This is a genomic window from Paenibacillus sp. FSL R7-0128, from assembly GCF_038002245.1.
GTDB classification, from domain to species: Bacteria; Bacillota; Bacilli; order Paenibacillales; family Paenibacillaceae; genus Paenibacillus_AQ; species Paenibacillus_AQ silagei.
In genome coordinates, this window is record NZ_JBBOCD010000001.1 from 4,436,043 (window position 1) to 4,458,746 (window position 22,704).

Annotated in this window: 23 protein-coding genes; all 23 read right to left on the bottom strand. The window is 52.4% G+C overall.

Going from position 1 to position 22,704, the window contains the following annotated elements; genetic code table 11:
* Positions 1-24: 24 nt before the first annotated feature.
* Entirely contained in the window at positions 25-1,473 is a 1,449-nt protein-coding gene (gene proS / locus NST26_RS18385) for a proline--tRNA ligase (protein WP_340952161.1), read from the bottom strand.
* Positions 1,474-1,567: 94 nt separating this feature from the next.
* Positions 1,568-2,842 carry an RIP metalloprotease RseP gene (gene rseP, locus NST26_RS18390; RefSeq protein WP_036724717.1) on the bottom strand — a complete coding sequence of 425 codons (1,275 nt, stop codon included), beginning with the start codon at positions 2,840-2,842 and terminating at the stop codon, positions 1,568-1,570.
* Positions 2,843-2,989: 147 nt separating this feature from the next.
* On the bottom strand, positions 2,990-4,129 hold the full coding sequence (locus NST26_RS18395) for a 1-deoxy-D-xylulose-5-phosphate reductoisomerase (protein ID WP_340979555.1): 1,140 nt from the start codon (positions 4,127-4,129) through the stop codon (positions 2,990-2,992).
* Between the two features lie 23 nt (positions 4,130-4,152).
* Complete coding sequence (locus NST26_RS18400; protein WP_340979556.1) at positions 4,153-4,956, bottom strand: phosphatidate cytidylyltransferase; 804 nt, start codon at positions 4,954-4,956, stop codon at positions 4,153-4,155.
* A 20-nt stretch (positions 4,957-4,976) separates the two neighbouring features.
* Positions 4,977-5,744, bottom strand: a complete 768-nt coding sequence (locus NST26_RS18405) for an isoprenyl transferase (RefSeq protein ID WP_036724712.1) — start codon at positions 5,742-5,744, stop codon at positions 4,977-4,979.
* A 78-nt stretch (positions 5,745-5,822) separates the two neighbouring features.
* Entirely contained in the window at positions 5,823-6,377 is a 555-nt protein-coding gene (gene frr / locus NST26_RS18410; protein WP_036724711.1) for a ribosome recycling factor, read from the bottom strand.
* Positions 6,378-7,106 carry a UMP kinase gene (gene pyrH / locus NST26_RS18415; RefSeq protein ID WP_036692582.1) on the bottom strand — a complete coding sequence of 243 codons (729 nt, stop codon included), beginning with the start codon at positions 7,104-7,106 and terminating at the stop codon, positions 6,378-6,380. It abuts the gene before it with no gap.
* A gap of 102 nt (positions 7,107-7,208) precedes the next feature.
* Positions 7,209-7,859 carry a translation elongation factor Ts gene (tsf, locus tag NST26_RS18420; protein WP_036724710.1) on the bottom strand — a complete coding sequence of 217 codons (651 nt, stop codon included), beginning with the start codon at positions 7,857-7,859 and terminating at the stop codon, positions 7,209-7,211.
* A gap of 146 nt (positions 7,860-8,005) precedes the next feature.
* Positions 8,006-8,707, bottom strand: a complete 702-nt coding sequence (gene rpsB, locus NST26_RS18425) for a 30S ribosomal protein S2 (protein ID WP_036692565.1) — start codon at positions 8,705-8,707, stop codon at positions 8,006-8,008.
* A 161-nt stretch (positions 8,708-8,868) separates the two neighbouring features.
* On the bottom strand, positions 8,869-9,471 hold the full coding sequence (locus NST26_RS18430; RefSeq protein WP_036724709.1) for a hypothetical protein: 603 nt from the start codon (positions 9,469-9,471) through the stop codon (positions 8,869-8,871).
* Positions 9,468-10,040, bottom strand: coding sequence for a hypothetical protein (locus tag NST26_RS18435; protein ID WP_340979557.1), 573 nt, complete (start codon positions 10,038-10,040; stop codon positions 9,468-9,470). Before NST26_RS18435 ends, NST26_RS18430 begins: the two co-directional genes overlap by 4 nt.
* Positions 10,041-10,108: 68 nt before the next feature.
* Entirely contained in the window at positions 10,109-10,417 is a 309-nt protein-coding gene (locus tag NST26_RS18440; RefSeq protein ID WP_036724706.1) for a hypothetical protein, read from the bottom strand.
* A gap of 69 nt (positions 10,418-10,486) precedes the next feature.
* Positions 10,487-11,890, bottom strand: a complete 1,404-nt coding sequence (locus tag NST26_RS18445) for a DUF342 domain-containing protein (protein ID WP_036724705.1) — start codon at positions 11,888-11,890, stop codon at positions 10,487-10,489.
* Positions 11,891-11,920: 30 nt separating this feature from the next.
* Complete coding sequence (locus NST26_RS18450; protein WP_036724703.1) at positions 11,921-12,709, bottom strand: FliA/WhiG family RNA polymerase sigma factor; 789 nt, start codon at positions 12,707-12,709, stop codon at positions 11,921-11,923.
* A gap of 78 nt (positions 12,710-12,787) precedes the next feature.
* Entirely contained in the window at positions 12,788-13,198 is a 411-nt protein-coding gene (locus NST26_RS18455; RefSeq protein WP_209879044.1) for a hypothetical protein, read from the bottom strand.
* A 2-nt stretch (positions 13,199-13,200) separates the two neighbouring features.
* A complete protein-coding gene (locus NST26_RS18460) occupies positions 13,201-13,698 on the bottom strand; it encodes a chemotaxis protein CheD (RefSeq protein WP_036724701.1) in 498 nt (165 codons plus the stop codon).
* Complete coding sequence (locus NST26_RS18465; protein ID WP_036724698.1) at positions 13,691-14,317, bottom strand: chemotaxis protein CheC; 627 nt, start codon at positions 14,315-14,317, stop codon at positions 13,691-13,693. Before NST26_RS18465 ends, NST26_RS18460 begins: the two co-directional genes overlap by 8 nt.
* A gap of 3 nt (positions 14,318-14,320) precedes the next feature.
* Positions 14,321-14,782, bottom strand: a complete 462-nt coding sequence (locus NST26_RS18470) for a chemotaxis protein CheW (RefSeq protein ID WP_036692546.1) — start codon at positions 14,780-14,782, stop codon at positions 14,321-14,323.
* A 27-nt stretch (positions 14,783-14,809) separates the two neighbouring features.
* Positions 14,810-16,900, bottom strand: a complete 2,091-nt coding sequence (locus NST26_RS18475; protein ID WP_076078627.1) for a chemotaxis protein CheA — start codon at positions 16,898-16,900, stop codon at positions 14,810-14,812.
* Positions 16,901-16,934: 34 nt separating this feature from the next.
* Complete coding sequence (locus tag NST26_RS18480; RefSeq protein WP_340979558.1) at positions 16,935-18,326, bottom strand: protein-glutamate methylesterase/protein-glutamine glutaminase; 1,392 nt, start codon at positions 18,324-18,326, stop codon at positions 16,935-16,937.
* 35 nt (positions 18,327-18,361) lie between these two features.
* Entirely contained in the window at positions 18,362-19,243 is an 882-nt protein-coding gene (locus NST26_RS18485) for a MinD/ParA family protein (RefSeq protein WP_036724690.1), read from the bottom strand.
* The gene (flhF, locus tag NST26_RS18490) at positions 19,240-20,658 is read right to left on the bottom strand and encodes a flagellar biosynthesis protein FlhF (RefSeq protein WP_339249046.1); all 1,419 of its coding nucleotides are present in this window, start codon (positions 20,656-20,658) and stop codon (positions 19,240-19,242) included. The genes NST26_RS18485 and flhF overlap by 4 nt, the downstream gene beginning before the upstream one ends.
* Positions 20,655-22,688 (bottom strand): flagellar biosynthesis protein FlhA, encoded by a 2,034-nt coding sequence (gene flhA, locus NST26_RS18495; RefSeq protein WP_036724686.1) that lies wholly within the window; start codon positions 22,686-22,688, stop codon positions 20,655-20,657. The genes flhF and flhA overlap by 4 nt, the downstream gene beginning before the upstream one ends.
* Positions 22,689-22,704: the final 16 nt, after the last annotated feature.

Below are 22,704 nucleotides of genomic sequence, written 5' to 3' on the forward strand. Positions count from 1 at the left end.
AAATAACAAATATAAGGTTGCCGATTAATATGCTTTGGCAAATACAACCGTATGCTGAGCAGGCTTGCCGCAGCAAATACAGGTCTCTTTCGTTTCTGACGGGTGGAACGGAATATTACGGCTGCCTGCGCCGGTCTCTTCCTTGACCTTATCTTCACAATCCTCAGAGCCGCACCAGCCTGCAAGCGCAAAGCCGCGTTTCTCTTCCATAGAATCCTTCATCTGCTCAAGAGTGTCTACGGAATAGAAATGATCCTCACGGAATTTCAGTGCCCGCTCGTACATTTCCTGATGGACCTGCGCAAGCATCGCATTCACTTCTTCAACCAGGTTCTCCTGCTGAATGACCTTCTTCTCGCCGCTGATCCGGGATACAAGCACGCAGACGCCATTCTCCATATCACGCGGTCCAAGCTCCAGACGGACAGGGACGCCGCGCATTTCATATTCATTGAACTTCCAGCCCGGGGTTACATCCGCACGGTCATCTACACGCACGCGGATTCCGGCGCTCTTAAGCTCACCAAACAGTTCGTCGGTACGTCCGATGACTGCTTCGCGGGTCTTAGGCGGTCCGATTGGAATCATAATGACTTGCGTAGGCGCTACCTTCGGCGGCAGAGCCAGTCCACGGTCGTCACCATGCACCATGATGAGGGAACCGATCAGACGCGTGGTAGAGCCCCACGAGGTGGTATGTGCATGTTCCAGTACATTCTCCCGGTTCAGATATTGGATATCAAAAGCAACCGCGAACTTGGTGCCCAGATAATGTGAGGTAGCGGCCTGTACAGCCCGTCCATCCTTCATCATCGCTTCAATGGAATACGTATCCACAGCACCGGCAAACCGCTCGGATGGCGTCTTCTGTCCGGTCACTACCGGAATAGCCAGAAAGGTCTCCACGAAGTCGCGGTAGTTATCAAGCATCTTCATCGTTTCTTCGCGTGCTTCCGTCTCATTCTCATGCGCGGTATGGCCTTCCTGCCAGAGGAATTCTGTCGTACGGATAAACGGCAGGGTACGTTTCTCCCAGCGGACCACGTTGGCCCATTGGTTGATCAGCACCGGAAGGTCGCGGTAAGACTGAATCCACTTGGAATACATATGGCCAAACATGGTCTCGGACGTAGGGCGGATCGCCAGACGTTCTTCCAGCACATCGCCTCCGGCCTCAGTGACCCAAGGCAGCTCCGGGTTGAAGCCCTCCACATGTTCCTTCTCCTTCTGGAAAAAGCTCTCGGGAATGAACAGCGGGAAGTAGGCATTCCGGTGACCGGTCGCCTTCAGGCGGCGGTTCATTTCCTCCTGGATATGCTCCCAGATTTCATAGCCGTCCGGTTTGAACACGATACAGCCGCGGACCGGCGAATAATCCATCAGGTCCGCTTTTTTGATAACATCGATATACCAGCGTGAGAAATCCTCGCCCTGCGGCGTGATCTCTGTAACGAACTGCTTGTCTTTGGCCATGTGAAGAAATCCTCCTATTATTCGCCCCTCAGATTGCACATTAGGTGTGAAGCCCAATCAAATGCATCGCGGGATAAAAAAGATATGACATCCGTCAGCCGCTTATGAGGCGTAAAATATCATTATACGTAACAGCGATCATCACCAGGAACAGCAGGGCAAAGCCTACAAAGTGGACCATGCCTTCCCTGCTCGGGTCCACCGGCTTGCCGCGCAGTGCCTCAACACCCAGGAATACAAGCCGGCTGCCATCCAGTGCAGGAATCGGCAGAAGATTGAAGATCCCCAGATAGAGGCTGAGAATAGCCGCCCAATAGGTCAAATACTGAATCCCCTGCTGGGCAATCTGCCCGGTCAATTGGAACGTGCCCACCGGCCCGGAGATATCATCCATATTAAATTTGTTGATCAGCTGCTTGAAGCCGATAAAAATCAGCTTGGTGGTGTCGACCATAGCAGTACCGGACTTGGTAATTGTCTCCCCCACTCCGGCCTTGCGGGTAGGAAGCTCCGGCGTAATTCCAACCTTGCCGCCTTGCTCCCCTTCCATTCCACGGGGAATCATGGTCACATTCAAGGTCTCTTCGCCGCGCTTCAGCGTCCAGTTCATTTCTTTGCCTTTGGAGGCTGAAGTCAGCTTGATCATCTTCTGGTAATCTCCGCCGATGGCCTGCCCGTCCACAGTGACGACGATGTCCCCCTTCTGAAGACCTGCTTCCTGCGCAGGCATTCCTAAGCTGACGTCACCGATCTTCACATAGGTCGGATTCTCCACCGGGATTCCAGCCATCTGCAGATGAAGTGCAAATAGCACAAACGCCAGAATGAAGTTCATCACCGGTCCGGCCAGGATCGCTATCGCGCGCTGGCCGACGGTTTTGCTGCCGAACTGGCGGTCCTTGGGCGCAATTTGCGTCTGCTGGGTGCCTTTGATCATCATCGCCTGCGGATTCACATCATAGGTGGTCACTTCACCATCTACATCAAGGCGGATCTTCAGTTCATTCTCCAGATCCGTGAACTGTGCTTCACCGCGTATAACATTTCTGCGCGTATCCAGGGAATCGAGGTAAATATTCTTTACCTTGTTATCCTGGCCCAGCCGGACAGCAATGGTCTGCCCGGGGCCGATCTCAACCATCTCCGGATCTTCGCCGGCCATACGGGCGTATCCCCCGAAGGGCAGCAGGCGGAGCGTAAACTGGGTTTCACCGCGTTTATAAGAGAACAGTTTCGGACCGAAACCGATCGCAAATTCCCGTACAAGAATTCCGGCGCGTTTGGCAAAATAATAATGTCCCCATTCATGGACAGTCACCAGAACAAAGAACATAAACACCGTTAAAAAAACAACTCTTACCATCTCCATAGCGCAACATTCCCCCTTAAGGTGTAAGACCGAAGTATGTCCTCTTAATTTATCATTATTCCAAGGCAGGGCACAAGAGAATCAACAGTCCACACCTATTTTTCAGGGTACAGCCATATTCACCGTTTCCAAAGGCCTCTTATCCCTTTACAGGACAGCCGCAAGCTCCCGGGAAGCTATATCGCTACTGTGAATCTGTTCCAGACCGGGGTTCGCTTCACCCTGATGACGCTGAAGCACTTCATCAATAATCTCATCAATCCGCAGGAAGGGAATCTCACCGCGCAGGAAGCGGGCCACGGCGACCTCATTGGCTGCATTGAAGGCTGTTGTGAATGTGCCGCCCGCTATGCCGCAGTCAATAGCCATCTTCAGCGCCGGATAGCGTTCATAATCCATCTCCCGGAAGGTCAGGCTGGCTACCTGAGCCAGAGACAAACGCTTCGCAGGAGACGGCCAGCGGTCGGGATAGGTGAGCGCATATTGAATGGGAACCCGCATATCAGGAGTCCCAAGCTGAGCAATAATGCTGCTGTCGCAGAACTCCACATAGGAGTGAATGATGCTCTCCGGATGCAGCACCACATCAATCTGCTCATACGGAAGGGCGAACAAATGGTGGGCTTCAATAACCTCCAGGCCTTTGTTAACCATGGTTGCCGAGTCAATAGTAATCTTGGCCCCCATGCTCCAATTGGGATGACGCAGTGCGTCCGCTACGGTAACATTCGTAAGCTGTTCACGCTTATAATCACGGAACGAGCCACCCGAGGCAGTAATGGTAATTGAAGCCACATCTTCACGTTTCTCCCCATTTAAGCATTGGAAAATCGCCGAATGCTCGCTGTCCACTGGCAGCAGCTTCACGCCTTTGCGTCCAGCCAGCTCTGTAACCAGATGTCCGGCGGTCACCAGTGTCTCCTTATTAGCCAGTCCGATATGTCTGCCGGCTTCAATCGCCGCCAGCGTAGACTGAAGTCCTACACTGCCTACAAGCGCAGTTACGACCGTCTGTGCATCGCCTCCGGCAGCAATCTCCACCAGACCTTCACTTCCGCTGTACAGCTCTACACCGGCAGGCAGACTGGATCTGATCTCCTCTGCAAGCTCCTTCGTGGATACCGATACACGGCGAGGCTTGAAACGGCGGACCTGTTCCAGCAGCAGTGAAGTATTACTTCCCGCCGCCAGTCCATCGACTTCAAAAGCTTCCGGATGCATAGCTACCACATCCAGCGTCTGGGTACCGATGGAACCCGTGGAGCCGAGAATACTAATTCTTTTCACAGTTGCTTTCCTTCTCCCTGTCGTTAATAGTAAGGCATCAGCATTACGATATGTACGAAAGGAAATACGATGATCCAGCTGTCGCAGCGGTCCAGGATGCCACCGTGACCCGGCAAGAGTGAGCCTGAATCCTTAATACCGTACACCCGTTTATAGGCAGATTGTACAAGATCTCCAAGCTGACCCAGCACAGCGCAGGCAATTCCAATCAGCAGCGCGCGTCCGATAGTCAGCAGATCAGGAACCAGTATAGCAAACACAATCGATATGACAGCAGAAATCAATACTCCGCCAAGCGCGCCCTCTATAGTCTTGTTAGGACTGATCGCAGGCCACAGCTTGTTCTTCCCAAAGCTTCTGCCGACAAAATAGGCTCCGGCATCACTGCCCCATATACAGCACAGCAGCAGGATCGTCCAGAAGAGGCCATGGCTATCCCCCGCACCGCGGGCGATTCCCATATACGAGAACCCCATTCCTATGTAAACAATGCCAGTGAACATCATCGCGGTGATTTTGATATCAAGCTTATTCTTACTGAAGACAGTGACCAGCAGGAACAGCAGCAATACCAGCCAAATCCCCTGTTCCCAGGAGAATAGCTTATTCGTTCCCAGGAGATCCCAAGGAATCATAAAGCCTACTACAGAGGCATAACCAAATACAGCAGTCAGCCCGAAGGTTGCTGTACCTGTCATTTTCACAAATTCATAATAGCCGATGAGGGCCATCGCAGTCAGCATCAGCTGATACGGCCAGCCACCCCAATAGCATAACCCTAAAAACAAGGCCCCGGCAACAATTCCGGTAATCAATCGCTGCTTCAAAGAATCCCTCTCCCATCAGGCTACTTCAATCCACCATAACGGCGTGTGCGGCGCTGATATTCAGCCACAGCCTGCATCAGATGCGTCTTGTCGAACTCCGGCCAGTACGCATCCGTAAACCAAAATTCACTATAGGCGATTTGCCACAGCATAAAGTTACTGAGCCGCATCTCCCCGCTCGTACGGATGAGCAGGTCAGGATCGGGTAATCCGCTGGATGACAGTCTGTTGTCAATCAGCTCTGAAGTGATCTCTTCAGGTGACAGAATTCCTGCCTGGATATCCTTGCCCAGAGCGCGCATACAGTCCTCAATTTCCTTACGCCCGCCGTAGTTCAGAGCAAAATTAAGTATAAGTCCGGTATTGCTTAGTGTGCGGGCGACCGCTTCTTCCATCGCCTTGCGGGTATGGGAAGGCAAAGCCTCCGTGTTGCCCATTACGCGCACCTGTACATTCTTCTCAATGAGTTCATCCAGTTCAATAGCCAGGAATTCTACGGGGAGGCGCATCAGGAAATCCACTTCATCCTTAGGCCGGGTCCAGTTCTCCGTAGAGAAAGCGTACAGAGTCAAAAATTCTACTCCGAGGTCATTCGCTGCAATCGTAGCACGTTTGACTGCCTTCATCCCGTTCTGATGGCCCACAACCCGGGGCATACCGCGCCGCTTCGCCCAGCGTCCGTTGCCATCCATAATTATCGCTACGTGCCGGGGAATATTATCCGGTGAAATCTCGACTGGCTCCTGCCTGTCTTTACGGCTCAGCCATTCTTGAATCCGTTTGATCATTTCCGTTTCCTCCAAGCTCTTATCAGAAAGAGACAAACCCCACCATTAACGGAGGGGCCTGAAGTCTCATGAATTTCGTTATACTTCCATAATCTCTTTTTCTTTGGACAAGAGCACTTTGTCGACTTCAGCTATGAACTTATCCGTTGATTTCTGGATATCTTCCTGATGTCCATGTGATTCATCTTCTGAAATGCCGTTCTTCTCCATCTTCTTGATGTCATCATTGGCATCGCGGCGGATGTTGCGGATCGCTACCTTCGCTTCTTCACCGAACTTCTTGGTGAATTTCACCAGCTCAGTGCGGCGTTCTTCGGTAAGCGGAGGAATAGACAGGCGGATGATCGTACCGTCATTGGCTGGAGTAATCCCAATGTCGGATTTCATAATCGCCTTTTCGATGTCTGACATTGAAGTTTTGTCCCACGGCTGGATCAGCAGGGTCCGGGAATCCGGTGTGCTGATGTTGGCCAGCTGATTAATAGGAGTTGGAGCACCGTAATATTCAACCTGGATGCGATCCAGCAGCGACGTCGAAGCGCGTCCTGCCCGCAGTGTTGCCAAGTCGCGTTTCAGCGAGAGAATCGCTTTTTCCATACGCTCTTCGGCATTCTTCTTAACCGATTGTGGCATTTAATTTACACTCCCTTTAACGATCGTCCCGATCTTTTCGCCGAGAACGACGCGTTTAATATTGCCTTGCTCTGTAATAGCAAACACAATGAGCGGTATATTATTATCCATGCAGAGTGAGGAAGCGGTAGAATCCATAACCCCCAGGTTTTTGTTCAGAATATCCATGTAAGTAAGCTGCTCATATTTCACGGCTGTGCTGTCCTTGAACGGATCTGCTGAGTAGACGCCGTCTACCTTATTCTTGGCCATGAGGATAACCTCGGCTTCAATCTCGGCTGCTCTAAGCGCTGCCGTAGTATCTGTCGAGAAGAACGGATTCCCTGTCCCTGCGGCAAAAATTACTACGCGGCCCTTCTCCAGATGCCGGATTGCCCGGCGGCGGATATAAGGCTCAGCAATCTGCTGCATGGCAATAGAGGTCTGAACCCGGGTAGGGACATCGATCTGCTCCAGAGCGTCCTGCAATGCCAGCGAGTTCATCACTGTTGCCAGCATTCCCATATAATCGGCTGTTGCCCGGTCAATACCGCTTGCACTTCCGGCGATTCCGCGCCAGATGTTGCCACCGCCGCATACAATCGCAACCTGAACTCCAAGCTCCACGACTTCTTTGACCTGCTCTGCAATAGAGATGATCGTATCGGCATCGATGCCATAGCCGTTCTGTCCGGCGAGCGATTCACCGCTTACCTTAAGGACTACTCTCTTAAATACCGGTTGTTCCAATTATATACCCTCACTTTCTACAAAAGACGGAACACTACTTGTATGTGTTCCGCTCTTTTGATGCTTGCCTGTATTCAGTTCTTATTCAATGTCATGCAGTTATTATTGTTTTACTTGTGCCATAACTTCTTCTACGAAGTTGTCGACTTTCTTCTCAAGACCTTCACCCAGTTCGAAACGAACAAAGCGGCGGATTGTGATGTTCTCGCCGATCGTGCTGATTTTTTCATTCAGCAGCTGGGAGATTGTCTTGTCCGGGTCTTTAACGAAGGATTGCTCCATCAGGCAGTATTCTTCATAGAACTTGCTGATGCGGCCTTCCACCATTTTTTCAACGATCTTCTCAGGCTTGCCTTCGTTCAGCGCTTGTGCCTTAAGAATTTCTTTTTCCTTCTCTACGTCTGCAGAAGGTACTTCTTCACGGCGGACATACAGCGGGTTCGCTGCTGCGATTTGCATAGCGATGTCACGTGCGAATTCTCTGAAGGAATCGGTTTTGCCTACAAAGTCAGTTTCGCAGTTAATTTCTACCAGAACGCCAATACGGCCGCCAGCGTGGATATAGGATTCTACAGTTCCTTCAGTAGCAATACGTCCTGCTTTGTTGGCTGCTGCGGACAGACCTTTTTCACGAAGCAATTCTGCTGCTTTGGTGATATCGTTGTTTGCTTCTTCCAAAGCTTTCTTACAATCGAGCATTCCTGCCCCGGTTCTTTCACGAAGTTCCTTCACTGCTTTTGCATCTACTGCCATTGTTATTCCCTCCAGGATCATAGTCGTTGTCATACGCAGGCATAAAGTGATACTCGCATGCATTTTAAAAAAAGGGCAGTGAGAGGTTATCCACCTGCCAACCACCCTTTTTCATTTAAGTTTATGTTTTATGTTCCGGTTACTACTTAAGCTGTAGTTGTGTCTTCGCCCTGATGAGCTTCAACAACGGCATCAGCCATCTTACCAGTCAAGAGCTTCACGGCGCGGATAGCGTCGTCATTGCCTGGAATTACGTAGTCAATTTCATCCGGATCGCAGTTAGTATCAACGATAGCTACGATAGGAATACCCAATTTGCGAGCTTCTGCTACAGCAATGCGCTCTTTACGCGGGTCAATGATGAACAGCGCGCTTGGAAGACCTTTCATGTTCTTGATACCGCCCAGGAATTTCTCAAGACGATCTTTCTCTTTGCGGAGAAGGATAACTTCTTTCTTAGGCAATACTGCAAAGGTACCGTCTTCTTCCCAAGCTTCCAATTTCTTCAGGCGGTCAATACGCTTCTGAATAGTCTGGAAGTTAGTCAGGGTACCACCGAGCCAACGCTGGTTAATGAAGAACATACCCGAACGTTCAGCTTCTTCTTTTACGGAATCCTGTGCCTGCTTCTTTGTTCCTACGAATAGGATTGTGCCGTTGTCGCCAGCGACGCTCTTTACAAAGTTGTAAGCTTCCTCTACCTTTTTGACTGTCTTTTGCAAGTCAATAATGTAAATTCCGTTTCTTTCAGTGAAGATATAACGATCCATCTTTGGGTTCCAACGACGAGTCTGGTGACCGAAGTGTACCCCAGCTTCGAGAAGCTGCTTCATGGAGATTACTGCCATCTTCACACACCTCCTAAGTTTGGTTTATTGTGTGTCTCCTCCGCCGCGCGTCATCTTTCAGCAAGACTTTCTTCAGAAGAAAGCACCCCTTGTCGAAATCAACCGGCGTGTGTTTTAACACCGTCAATTAATATATCATAATAAAACAGCCTATGCAACGATTACTTTTTTACGGTAATCAGCTTGTCAATAATGGAGTTGATGCTCTCTCCCTTGGTGAAGCTGTAGCTGCCGTATTGAATGATAGTATTCACCTTACGGCTGTTTGCCGTCTGGAGGAACTTATTCTTATCCTCAATAACCCCGGCTTCCGCAAGTAAATCTGCCGTCTGGGCGAGAGTAATTCCAGTGGGAATCTTAAGAGAGATTACCCCGTCAACCGCAGCCACAGGCGCTTCAGGCGTAGCCGGAGCCTTGGTAACAGGTGCTGCGGTGCTCTGCGGCTGTGCAGGAGCTGAAGGCTTGCCCGGAGTCGTTGCGGCGCTTGGCACTGCAGCCGGCTTGGGCGGTACAGCAGGCGTAGATGCCGGTGTTGCTGCTGGCGCCCCGGAAGCCTGGGCCTTGGCCGCTTCCTCCGGGGACGGCGTTGCTGTTGCAGCAGCTTCTGCCGGATCTACCACAGTCAGGTTCAGGCTAGCCGCTTGCCGGATCAGCTCTTCTTTGGTCAGAGGCGCCGTCCGTCCGGCTATCATCAGCTGCAGCAGCAGCGCGCCGGCTATCAGCCCGACCCCTAGTCCCAGCATAAAGAACCGGTTCTTCATCATACGGATTCCTCCTGCTGGGCAAGCTGCAGGATCAGTTGCACCTCACCCCGCTGCAGACCGGCGGTCTTGGCGATAGAATCGATTGATTTCCCTTGCTCATGCAGCTCGAACAGCCGGGGATACCGCAGCTTAATGGAGCTGACGGGTCTTGGCTTAACAGAAGGTACTGCCTCGGCAGCCTGTTCCCTGCCCTGGGGCTTCTCCGCGTGGCCGGACGAAGCTTCCCGCGAGAAGGTGGCTGCCAGCTGAAGCAGTCCCTTCTCTTCTGCGGTCAGCCGCGCATCCATCAGCAGCAGGCTCTTCTGCAGCTCGCCCACCTGCTCCCGCAGTCCACCGATCTCTTCCTGCAGGGCCGCCTTATTGCTCTGTGACTGTGTCTTAATACTGCCCACCAGCTTCAGCAGCTCGGAGTTCTCATGCTCGATATCGGCCATGTAGAGCTCCAGAGCCGCCTCCGTCTCCTTCAGGCTCTTCTTCTCCGAGTCTTCCTTACCCGTCCTGGCCGGCAGCCGCAGGGCATAAACAATAGCAACTGCGCCTACCAGCACGATGTATACCCATGGTTCCAAGTGTGTAATCTCCTTCTGCGTTTAATTCATAGGATGCCTTAACTGCATTTGCGGTTATTCTGTCCCAATCAGAGACTGAAATCTATACGGTGCCCTTTATAAGGGTGTTCGGCATCATGGGTGTTCTCCTGCTTATCCGGCTTGCGCGGATGAGACTGACTGCCAGAGCCGCTCCCCTTGCCGCCATCCCGCAGCGCGGATTCTGCGGACTCGTCCACCTCGCTGCTGCGCTGCGCAATCTCCTGGGTCTGCTTGACATTCTGGCCTGCCAATTGCTGCTGGTCGAGTGCAGGACGCTGCTGAAGGTTGTTCTGAACTTTGCCCGCATCATGGGTACGGGGCAAAGCAATTTGCAGTTCCACCGGTTTCAGACTCATAAGATCCCTCTTTTCCACTCATTGGTTACAGAATCAAGGAATAGCAGGCCGCCTCAGCTGCCTGCCTGATTATACATACGGTATTATGGATATATCCCCTTCACTGTAGATGAAGGATACCCGCTCCGTCGGGTCCTTGACGAACCTGGTATATCTGCCGATTACGATCTTAGAGCCTCCATAGATCGTCTTGACGACATCAACCTTAGCTCTGCCGGTGTCCTCCAGCATGCGCTCGATCTCCAGCACACGCTCTTTAATTCTCTTTTCATCACGCATATGGGATTGCTTGGTTGCATTAAGCTTGACGCGAAGCGCCACCTTATCGGGCGATAGCTGGCCATTGTTCGCCAGCTGATTAAGCAGATACAGCGCCTTATTGGTCTTGTCCTCATTCTCAAGAAGCTGACGGAGCTCCTGGCGCAGTTCGTTGATCTCATTTCTCAGCTCGGGAACAACGCCCACTTCAATCGCTGTAGCTGTAGACATGGTATTGCCGATGGTGCGGGCAATCACGTGTTCACCCGCCTGCACAATACCGCCAACAATTAAGCCTTTGGCGCCGTTGCACAACACATCGCGGCCTGCCCGGATGCTGGAATGCATGATGCTTTGTGAGACTATAACATCCTCCCCGGCCACAACATTGCCATCCTGGATGAACGAGACCTTAACATTTTTACCGGCATGAACGAGCCCTTTATTATATCCGATGATGCCACCCGTAATCTCGATGGACCCGCCCGATATCAGCTCGGCCCCCTCTACCCCGCCGACCACCCGGATATCTCCTGCGGATTTGACGGTGAAGCCGGTAAGCACATTGCCGCGGATGACCACCGTGCCCACGAAATCAATATTGCCCGTGCTGTAATCCACATCCCCATTGATTTCATACACCGGAAATACATTGATCTTGCCCTTGTCTGTCAGCGTGACCAATCCGTCAATCGCCGAATACATGGAGGTCTCTTCCTGATCCACCACCACATTCTTGCCTACCTTGAAATGAGCCTCCTTCCCTGCCCGGAACGGAAGCTCCTCCCCGGTTACCATTTTGCCGCTCACACCGTTCTCTGCCGGAATAACCTTGGCAATAAGCTGGCCCTTCCTTACGTTATGCAGCCGGACCAACTCTTTGTAATCCACCTTGCCATCCTCTTTCTCCAGAGGCTTGCGGTCCTCCTCCATATCAACGGTCAGCACAATACGACCATCCTTACCGTTGACAGCAGGCTGTCCAATCGCGATCGGCACCCGGTTCCAGAAGTATTCTTCCGGGTTGCTGCTAATCCGCTGCACAATATCATGCTGGATACCGAAACGAATATTGTGACTGGACAGGAAGCTCTCAAGGTCCTCGACCGAACAGGTGAAATTCTCATCCTTCTTGGTGAACTGAAGGTAAGCAATCCCCTTATCCTCCGAAAAAGTAATGCTCAGGTATTGGCTCAATACATATTGACCGATCAATTTCTGCTCCCCCTTGTCACCGTCACCCGGTTAATCATTTTGCATCAGAAGGTCCCGGTTCTTCTCAAGTGTTCCTCTTAGCCGCAAAATAGCTTTGGAATGAAGCTGGGAGATTCGCGAAGGAGACAGTGACATCACTTCCGCAATCTCGCTTAAAGATAAATCCTCATAATATAAAAGGGACACGACGGTCCGTTCTTTCACTGTTAGTTTCTCGATGCCTTTGGTTAGCGTATCCCGCAGGTAGAACTCATTCACTTTACGGTCCGGATTCTTGGCCTTGTCATCTACCAATATGGACATTCGTGTCTCTGATTCTTCTTCACGTATAGGATCTTCCAATGAACAGAGCGACATTACTGCGACATCCTGCAGCATCGTCTGAAACTCCGTTTCCGAAATATTCAGATACTTGCTCATTTCATCGTCACTTACCGATCTCAAATACTTCTGCTCCAGCTGCTGGTAGGCATCCTCGATTTTTTTCGCTTTTTCGCGTACGGATCTGGGAACCCAGTCACTTTGCCGCAGAGAATCAAGGATTGCTCCCCGAACCCGCCACGAAGCATAGGTCTGGAATTGAAGCCCCCGCTTGTAGTCGAATTTTTCGATCGCATCAATGAGTCCCATGACACCGTTGCTGGCCAAATCGTCCTTGGAGACGTTTTTGGGCAGCCCTACTGCCAGACGGCTGGACACGTAATCAACAATATGGAGATAACTCTCAATCAGCTTTTTTTTAGCTTCAGGATCGCCGTGCTCTTTCCACTGCTCCCAAAGCAGGTCTGTTTCCGACTGAGCTGCTTTACGCTCGTTCAACGGCTTTCACCCTTCCCAAAGTTTAGTCAGCGGGCAAACATGCGGCGCAAGATGACGGACTTTCGCCGCAGTACTCGCTTATTCTTCTTTCAGGTGACGAACGGCCTTGGCCAATTCTTCAGGATCTTTCATAGAGACTAGCTTCGGAGGCTGCAAAGGCGTGAACCCCCCGGGCTCTTCACTGACCGCCTCCCGTTTTGGGGTTAACAAGTCTTTGAGCTCCTGATCCTCTTCAGGTGTACTAATATCAAGCTTCCCGCCAAGAGACTCTCCGTTATCGAACAAACCGGCTTCCGGGTCTGAGGCTTCTTTTCCGATAATAAAACCCAATACCCATCTCAGGAAGAAAGCAAGCACAAACCAGATAATAAATCCGTACATGCCCCGGATCAGGCTGGTACCCAGCAGGTTCTGTCCGTTGTTCGCAAGGAAGGTTAGTACAAATCCGATCAGTCCGGCCACAATATTCAGCAATAGTTTCCTGCTCATGGCTAAATTTCCTTCGGGCCTTTTTGAACGCTGCGGATAAAAATCACTCCGGTATTGCAGGAGATTTCTATCGTGCGCCCATAATTGCCGCCCGTGTCCTCCGCGATAAGCGGAATATGAAGGCTCTCAAGAGCAAGCTTGCAGGATTCCACATTCCGAGGCCCGATCCTCATGGTGTCACTCCCTCCGGCAAAAGCAAACATCTGCGAGCCTCCGGCCATCTTGGCCACAATCCGGCTTCTAACCGCCCCCAGCCCCAGAAGGCGGGCCAATAGCTCAGGCACAGCAGTATCTGCGAACTTGGCGATATTCAGCTGTCCCTCCCTGGCAATCTCTGAAGAGGGCAGCATGACATGAGCCATCCCCGCCAGCTTTTTACCGGGATCAAACAGAGTCAGACCTACGCAGGAGCCAAGACCGGTCGTACGAATAAGGCTGTCCTGGCTGCCTACGTTCAGATCCGCCATACCTACTTTAATGATGCTCTGCTCTTCAATCATTGTCGAACGGTACTCCTAAAGCCTTGAATATTTTGGGGAACGATTCCGGATCGGGAATAAGGAAGAATTGTCCTTCAATTTCATTTTGGCCTTCTAAAAAAGTCGTATCGATCAGCAGCGCATCATCGCCCATCTGACCGAACTGCAGCAGCCCGTAGCCAAGAATGGCTCCGGCCATATCCATTGCAAGCGCCGGCACTGTCGGATACATGGTCAGGGAGGTGAAGTCCGCCAGGGAAGAGAGATAAGAGCCGGCCAGAATATTGCCGATCTCGCTTAGTGCGGATAACTCCATCTCACTCAGCTCATCGCCGCCGGAGACTTCAATACCGGCAATCCGGCTGAGCAGGTTGCTTGCCGCCTCCGGGGTAAGAATGAAGAACAGGTTGCCCGGGGCTTCACCTTCCACACGCAGGAATACCGCATATACCAGTTCCTCCGCTCCGCCCACCTTATCAGTGATCTCCTCGAAGCTAAGCAGCTGTACCTTCGGAACCGCCATATCAATCGGCTTATTAAGCAATTGAGATAAGGCGGTGGCAGCATTGCCGGCCCCGATATTTCCGACTTCCTTAAGCACATCCATTTTGAAGTCTTTGAAGTTCTTGAATAGCTCCATAGGCTAGCCCTCCAGGCTTTCCAGCTGCACGATTTCACTCTTGTTCAGCACTTCAGACAGGTTAAGCATAATCAGCAGGCGGTCATCACCAATTTTGGCCACCCCGTCCAGATACTTCGCCTTGATTCCGCCCACGACATCCGGCGGTACATCAATAATGTCACGGTTCAGATCAATGACATCGTTGGCTGAATCAACAATGAAGCCCACTTCCATCTCATTCACATTGACGATGATGATCCGGGTCTGGTCGGTGTGCTCCGCTTCCTCGATGCCGAACCGTCCGCGCAGATCGATAACCGGAATCACGACACCGCGCAGATTGATCACACCTTTGATAAAGGAATAGGTCTTCGGTACGCGGGTAATCGGCATCATACGTTCAATCGTCTGGACCTTCTCTACTTCAATGCCGTATTCTTCAGTGCCAAGCTTGAATACAATTACTTTGATATCTTCAGCCATGGAATGACCCTCCCTGTTCTAACCTGATTATTTGATAAAAGCATTCGGATCGATAATAAGCGCTACCTGTCCGTCTCCAAGAATCGTGGCTCCGGAAATTCCCTGCACCTCTGGGAGATACTTGCCTAGGTTCTTGATTACAATTTCGTTCTGGCCAATGAAATCCTGCACAGCCAAGGCAACCAGCCGTTCTCCCTTGCGGACAACCACGATCTCCGTCTCCTCTTCCGTGCTTTCATCATAGTCCGGAATGGAGAAGATCTTGCTCAGGGAGACCAGCGGAATATGGCTGCCCCGGAACTCCAGCATCCGGTTGCCGTGAATGGTGCGGATCTGGGATTGCTTCACAATTCCAGTCTCCACGATGGAAGAGAGCGGAATGGCATATTTCTCTGAGCCAAGCCGAACCAGCATCGCTGCAATGATCGACAGGGTCAGCGGAAGCTGAACGGAGAAATTCGTGCCCTTGCCTGGTGTAGAGTAGATGGTAACGTTACCGCCCAGGGAAGAGATTTTGGATTTGACCACATCGAGACCCACGCCCCGGCCCGATACGTCAGAGATGACCTCAGCTGTACTGAATCCAGGCGCGAAGAGCAGCTGGTACGCTTCGTCATCTGTCATCGTGCCCGCCTGCTCTTGGGTAATCACACCCTTTTTGACAGCAGAGGCTAAGACATTCTTCGGATAGATGCCCTTGCCATCCTCTTCAATCTCGATGAACACATGATTGCCGCTATGGAAGGCCCGGAGCTGGACGGTCCCGGTCTCCGGCTTTCCAGCCGCAATCCGGTCTGCAATAGATTCAATCCCGTGGTCAACCGCATTGCGCAGCAGATGGACCAGCGGATCGCCAATCTCATCAATCACGGTACGGTCAAGCTCTGTATCTGCTCCAGTGATGATTAAATCCACCTTCTTGTCCAGCGATTTCGCCAGATCGCGAATCATCCGCGGGAACCGGTTAAATACGGTGTCTACCGGAACCATGCGGAGCTTCATGACGATATTCTGCAAATCTCCGCTCACCCGGCCCATATGCTCAACCGTTTCGGTAAGATCCCCGTTCTGGACCTCGGAGGCCAGCTGCTCCAGCCGGACACGGTCAATCAGCAGCTCGCTGAACAGATTCATCAGCACATCCAGCCGCTCAATATCCACACGGATGGTCCGGGAAGGCGACGGCGACCCTCCTGCCCGGGCCGGGGCTGCTTTGCCGTTCTCTTCCTTGGGATGCAGAGAAGCCGCAGGGGAAGCATTACCGGCAGCAACGGGAGCAGCTTCCTGCACCGGAGCCGGAGCGGGCGCTTCGGCTGTAGCTGCTGCAGTGTCTTGCCCCATTTGGCGAAGTGACTCCTGATCAAGCGCCACAGCGGTAACCGCTTCGATCTCTGACAGATTCAGAATCATCTTCTGAATCTCGCTGGCATCCTTTTGGGTTATGTAGTAGAGGGAGAATCCGTAATCGAATTTCTCCTGCTCTATGTCCTGAACCGAAGGGAAGGATTTCACGACTTCTCCTGAACGCTCCAGAAGGTCGAAGACCATGTAGGCACGTACAGCCTTGAGCTGACAGTCCTTGCGGATCGCCACATCCACATACAACACCTGATGGCCTTCCTGAAGGGATTGCTCCAGCACTGAGTACTGGAACTCATCCAGGAACACCTGGGCCGCGCTGGCATTGCCGGACGCAGCAGCAGTGACTTCAGCAGAAGCATTGCCGGCAGAAGGAACCTCTCCGCGTACGATGGCCTGCAGGGAAGAGACAATCTCTGTTACATCAGCCTTGCCCGCTCCCCCGCCGGTGATATCCTCCACCATGGATTCCAGAGCGTCAATACTTTTGAACAGGGTATCAAAAATGAAGTCCTGCATCCGCAGTTTGTTATTGCGCACCAGATCGAGCACATTCTCCATTTGGTGCGTAAGCGAAGCCAAATCTTCAAACCCCATTGTAGCCGCCATACCTTTCAAGGTATGGGCAGAGCGGAAAATCACCTGAACAATACTCAGATCCTCCGGATTCGCTTCCAGCCCCATCATGCTCTCGTTCAAAGACTGCAGATGATCATTTGACTCATCAATAAACATGGATAAGTATTGGTTCATGTCCATGAGCGGGTACCTCCCCTTCGAGTTCGCTATTCCATTATTTAACGGCTTGTACCAGCCTTGGAGCAATTTCTTGCAAAGGCAGGATGTGTCTTACACACTTCAACTCTACTGCAGACCTCGGCATTCCGTATACCACACAGGTTTCTTCACTCTCTGCAAAGGTTGATGTCACCCCCGAATCATAGAGTGCTTTCATCATACGGGCCCCGTCGCTGCCCATCCCCGTCATAATGACGGCATGACGTTCCAGCGAGGTAAGCTGCAATACCGATTCAAACAGTGTATCTACAGAAGGACGATGTCCATTACGGACCTCTTCCTTAGTAAGCTCTATCATGTATTGGCCGCCAGGCACAGGAACCACTGTCAGGTGATAACCCCCGGGGGCAATATACGCCGCACCCTGCCGGAGAATCATACCGTGCTCCGCTTCCGCGACCTCCAGCGCGCTGAAGGTATTCAGACGCTGGGCCAGCGATTTGGTGAAGTTAGGCGGCATATGCTGGACAATGACAATCGGTGCCGGGAAGTCACCGGGGATGTTCTCCAGGAATGCCTTCAGCGCTCTCGGACCTCCGGTTGAGCAGCCTACAGCAACCAGCTTACGCACGCTCCGGCTTCCGCTTGCCTGGCCTCCTGTTGCTGCGGGAGGTTCAACGAACGAGCTTGCAGCAATTTCAGCAGCCGCACGTTGTACAGCCCTTCCGGCGCCCTGCGCCTCCTGGGAGCGGCCTTTCAACCTGTCGGGAGCCGGTTTAGGCACTGCCGGCGCAGGCTTGGCTACCCGCTTCGCAGCCGCCGGCTCAGTGTCGGTCTCCGGCTTCCGTTTGTCAGCGGGCGGTTCAAGCGGCGCCCTGACCCTTGGCTTCTCCGTGCCCTGAAGCGGCGCTTTATCCGCTTCTTTCTTGGACGGCTCCAGCTTCCTTCTTACCGGTTCCACAACAGCCCGCGGAGCAGGCGGTTCAGCAGCGGGAGGAGGAGGCTCAGGCGATTTGACGGCGGAAGCGCGGGCTTCACGGCGCTCGCGCGCCAGCATCGCTTCCTTCATTTGCTCCCGGAGGGACTCTCCGACAGCGATGATATCCTGGGAGTTTGAAATGGACGGCTTTCGGATGAAATCGAAAGCCCCCCACTCCAAGGCCAGAATCGTCTCCTTCATACCCTCTTCATTGATGCCGGACAGCATAATCACCGGGAGCGGACGCTGGGCCATGATACTTTTGAGCGCCTCCAGGCCATTCATCTCAGGCATCTCCACATCCATGGTTACGAGATCCGGACGAAGCTCGTTAACCTTCTCAATCGCCTCGCGTCCGTTGGCAGCTGTCGCTGTGACTTGAAAGTCGGCATCATTCTCTATTAAATCGGAAATAATCTTGCGCATGAATGCAGAATCATCAACAACCAGAACTTTATATGGCCTCATAGCTTTTCCACCTCTGTCCCTCAAATTCAGAACAATTATCTGTTTCGTTTCAACCACTTGCTGATGAATCCCTTGATGCCTTGAACTTTAGCGGTTTCTACTGAATCCACAGCCAGATAGCTCTGCGCAAGCCTCTGCACATCCCTGGCTGCAATACTGTTCGGAAAAGCCACTGAGAATGGAATTTGTTTCTTAACGGCCTGTACTACATGCGGATCACTGCTGATGTAACCGAGAAAGGGAAGCTCAAGCTGCAGGAACCGGCTGGCCGCCATCCGGATTTTGTCACTGGTGGCCCGTGCCTCCCGTTCATCCCCTGCCTGATTGACAATCAGCCTGAACGAAACCTCAGGATGCGAATTATGAACAACCTTCATCAGTGCATATGCATCTGTAATTGCGGTAGGCTCAGGCGTGGTCACCACCAGGCAGTCATCGGCAGAAGTGATGAATTTCATCGTTTCCTTGGACAGCCCCGCCCCTGTGTCGAACAGGATGAAATCCATGGTATCGGCAATGCTTGCAATCTGTGTGGTAAAGTAATTCAGATCCGCCTCCGAGAGCGTAAACAGCTCGTCCATCCCGGAGCCCCCTGCAATGAAGGGCAGCGCCTCCGGTCCGAGCTGAATGATCTGTCCGATATCCGCTTCCCGCTTGAGCAGGTGATATAGATTGTATCTGGAGGAGACACCCATAAGGACATCAATATTGGCCATGCCGATATCGGCATCGAACAGAAGCACTCTGCGTCCCATGGCCTTCAGTGCAAGCGCGAAGTTAAGGGTGAAATTCGACTTTCCGACTCCCCCCTTCCCGCTGCATACCGTGATGATCCGGGCGGAGGCACCGCTTCCGGGAGCCTGCCTTGTATCCTGGCTGGAGACCAGCCGTCTTAATGCCTGCGCCTGGTCCATCACCCGCCCCCTGTTCCCAGCAGCATGCCGCCAATCTGCTCCCCTGTGGCCATAAGAAGATCATCAGGAACATTCTGTCCGTTGGTAATATAAGAGAGCTTCAGCGGATAATCATTCAGGACATTGAACAGCGGGCCGTAGCTCCCCGTTTCATCCAGCTTCGTGAATACAACCTTATCCAGCTGGTATCTGCCGAAGTGCTCCGCGATTTTTTTCATATCACGGCTCTTCGAGGTGAGGCTCAGCACCAGCAGGGTCTCGCTCTTAAGCTCCTTGGCCAGCAGGCTCTGCAGTTCAGCCACCAGCATTTCATTGCGGTAATTCCGTCCGGCGGTATCCATTAGCACCAGATCACAGCTCTCCAGCCGGAACATCGCCCGCTGCAGGTCTCCCGGCGACTGGACAACCTCCAGCGGCATGTTGAGAATGGAAGCGTAGGTTCTGAGCTGTTCAACGGCAGATATCCGGTAAGTATCCGAGGTAATCAGCCCAACCTTACGGCCTTGCTTGAACAGCTGCTCCGCTGCCAGCTTGGCAATCGTTGTCGTCTTGCCGACCCCAGTCGGCCCGGCAATATATACAATCCGGGTATCCGGGGCAATACCGCCGGCAATGCGTCCTGACAGAAATTCATCAATCTGCTCTCTAAGCACAGCCTCGAATTGTTCCGGCCCCCAGCTGCTTCCTTCCTGACGGTAACGCTCCAGAACATGTCCGATCCATTCCTCTACGAGCACAGCGTCAGTCTCCTGGTCAATCAGGCGGCTGCGTAAGGATTCCAGCGCATCAGGCAGCTCAGCTGCCCCTGAGGAATAACGTGCGATACGTTCCATCCATTGCTTCATATCCCGGATCTCCCGCAGGACATCACTCTCAGTTGCAGCGGCAGTATCAGGTTCAGGCTGTTCTGCAGCAAGCGATTCATAGATGGCAGCAAGTTTCTTCCGGCTCTCCTCCGGCTGCGGTACAGCCGGCTGGCCTGCTGCAATATCCTCAGTGCGGATATCCGGCGGCTCCGTCTTGACTAAAGGCGGCATCACAGCGACACCCCCACCCTGCTCCAGCGGATCAGCCAGCGCTGCGGCAATCTCGGCAAACGACTTGGCTGCTGCCGCATCTCTTACCGTCACAGGCGGCGGGAGAGGAGGAGCAGCGGCTGAGGCAGCCTTTTGATAGGCCTCGGGCACTGCATTTCGTGGTACATTCATTGGCGGTGCAGGAATCTTCTCCTGCGCGGCTGCCTTTGCACCGTTCTCCACAGCAGCCACAACCTCAATCTTCTTTTTAGAGAACATGCCCATGAATCCGCCAACTTTTATTTCTTTGGTGCTTAAAATAACGGCATCGCTTCCAAGCTCGCTGCGGATCGAATGCATGGCGTCAGGCATCGTATCGACCACATAACGCTTCACTCTCATAAGTTCACCACCCCGACGCTTTGTATTTCAATGTTTGGCTCCAGCTCGCTGTAGGAGAGCACCGGGATATCCTGCATGGTTCGCTCAATCACCTGGCGCAGATACATGCGAATCGTTGGAGAGGTTAGTACAATCGGCTGCTGGCCGGATTGCAGGAGACGGTTGATCTGCTCCGTAAGCCGCTGATAGACGGTTTGGGTAGATACCGGATCAAGCGCCAAGTAGCTGCCCTGCTCCGTCTGCTGCACGCTCTCGGAAATTTTCTTCTCAAGTCCGGGGCCTACAGTAATGACACGCAGGGTCTCCCCCGTCTGAGAGAACTGCTGGGTAATCTGTCTGGAGAGGGATTGCCGCACATATTCAGTCAGAATGTCAGGGTCCTTGGTATACGTGCCGTAATCGGCAAGCGTCTCGAAGATGGTGACCAGATCGCGGATGGATATTTTCTCCCGCAGCAGCTTGCCCAGCACCTTCTGAATATCCCCGACAGCAAGAATGGAAGGGATCAGCTCGTCCACCAGCACAGGGTAATTCTCCCTGAGGTTGTCGACCAGTTGCTTCGTCTCCTGACGGCCCAGCAATTCGTGTCCATACCGTTTGATCAGCTCGGTCAGATGTGTCGCTACAACGGAAGGCGGGTCAACCACGGTATAACCGGATAATTCAGCCCGCTCCTTCACCGACTCATCAATCCATAGGGCAGGCAGCCCAAAGGATGGTTCAATAGTCTCAATCCCGCTAATCGACTCATCATCATAACCGGGGCTCATGGCGAGATAGTGATTAAGTAATAATTCACCGCCGCCAACGTTATTTCCTTTAATTTTGATGACATATTCATTCGGTTTTAGTTGAATATTGTCGCGTATGCGAATAACCGGCACGACAAGACCCATCTCCAGCGCACATTGCCGTCGAATCATGATGATGCGGTCGAGCAGATCGCCGCCCTGTCCGGTATCCGCCAAAGGAATCAGACCATAACCAAATTCGAATTCGATCGGGTCCACCGTAAGCAGATTGATGACACTTTCGGGACTTCGCACCTCTTCGATCTGCTTCTCCTCGACCAGTTGTTCATCGGCAATCTGCTGCCTGCTGGCCTTCTGCCCCATACTGTAAGCCGCGTAAGCCATCAGCCCTGCCAAAGGAAGCGTGGACATAATCGTAATCGGGGTGAAGAAACCCAGAAACGCAATTGTCGCAGCCACTATGTATAGAAGCTTCGGATATGACAGCAATTGTCCGGTCAGATCCTCGGCCAGATTGCCTTCCGAAGCCGCCCGGGTAACGATCAGACCGGAAGCCGTGGAGATCAGCAGGGCCGGAATCTGGCTGACCAGACCGTCACCGATGGTCAGTACAGAGTAGGTTGAGAGTGCTGTCTGGAACGACATACCGTGAACGGTCATACCGATAATGAAGCCGCCGATCAGGTTGATAATGAGGATGATGATACTGGCAATGGCGTCACCTTTGACGAACTTACTCGCACCATCCATGGCTCCGAAGAAATCCGCCTCGCGTTCGACATTACGGCGGCGTTCCCGTGCCTGCTGCTCATTGATCATCCCCGCATTCAGATCCGCATCAATACTCATCTGCTTACCGGGCATCGCATCCAGTGTGAAGCGGGCGCCTACCTCGGCCACGCGCTCAGAACCCTTGGTGATAACAATGAACTGAACCACCACCAGGATCAGGAAGACAATGAACCCGATCGCGATCTGTCCCCTGGCAATCCAGCTTCCGAAGGTCGCTACGACCTCCCCGGCATGGCCATCAGCCAGAATCAGCTTAGTTGTTGACAGGTTCAGCGCTAAGCGGAACAGCGTTGTGATCAGGAGCAGTGAAGGAAATATTGAGAACTGCAGCGGATCTCTGGTATTCATAGCGACCAATATAATGGTCAGGGCTATCGAGATATTGACAATTAACAGTACATCCAAAAGCCAGACAGGGATGGGCAGAATCATCATCAGCACGATACCGATAATGCCCAGTAGAACTGTTAGATCTTTAGCTTTCAATGTCCTTAACCTCCCC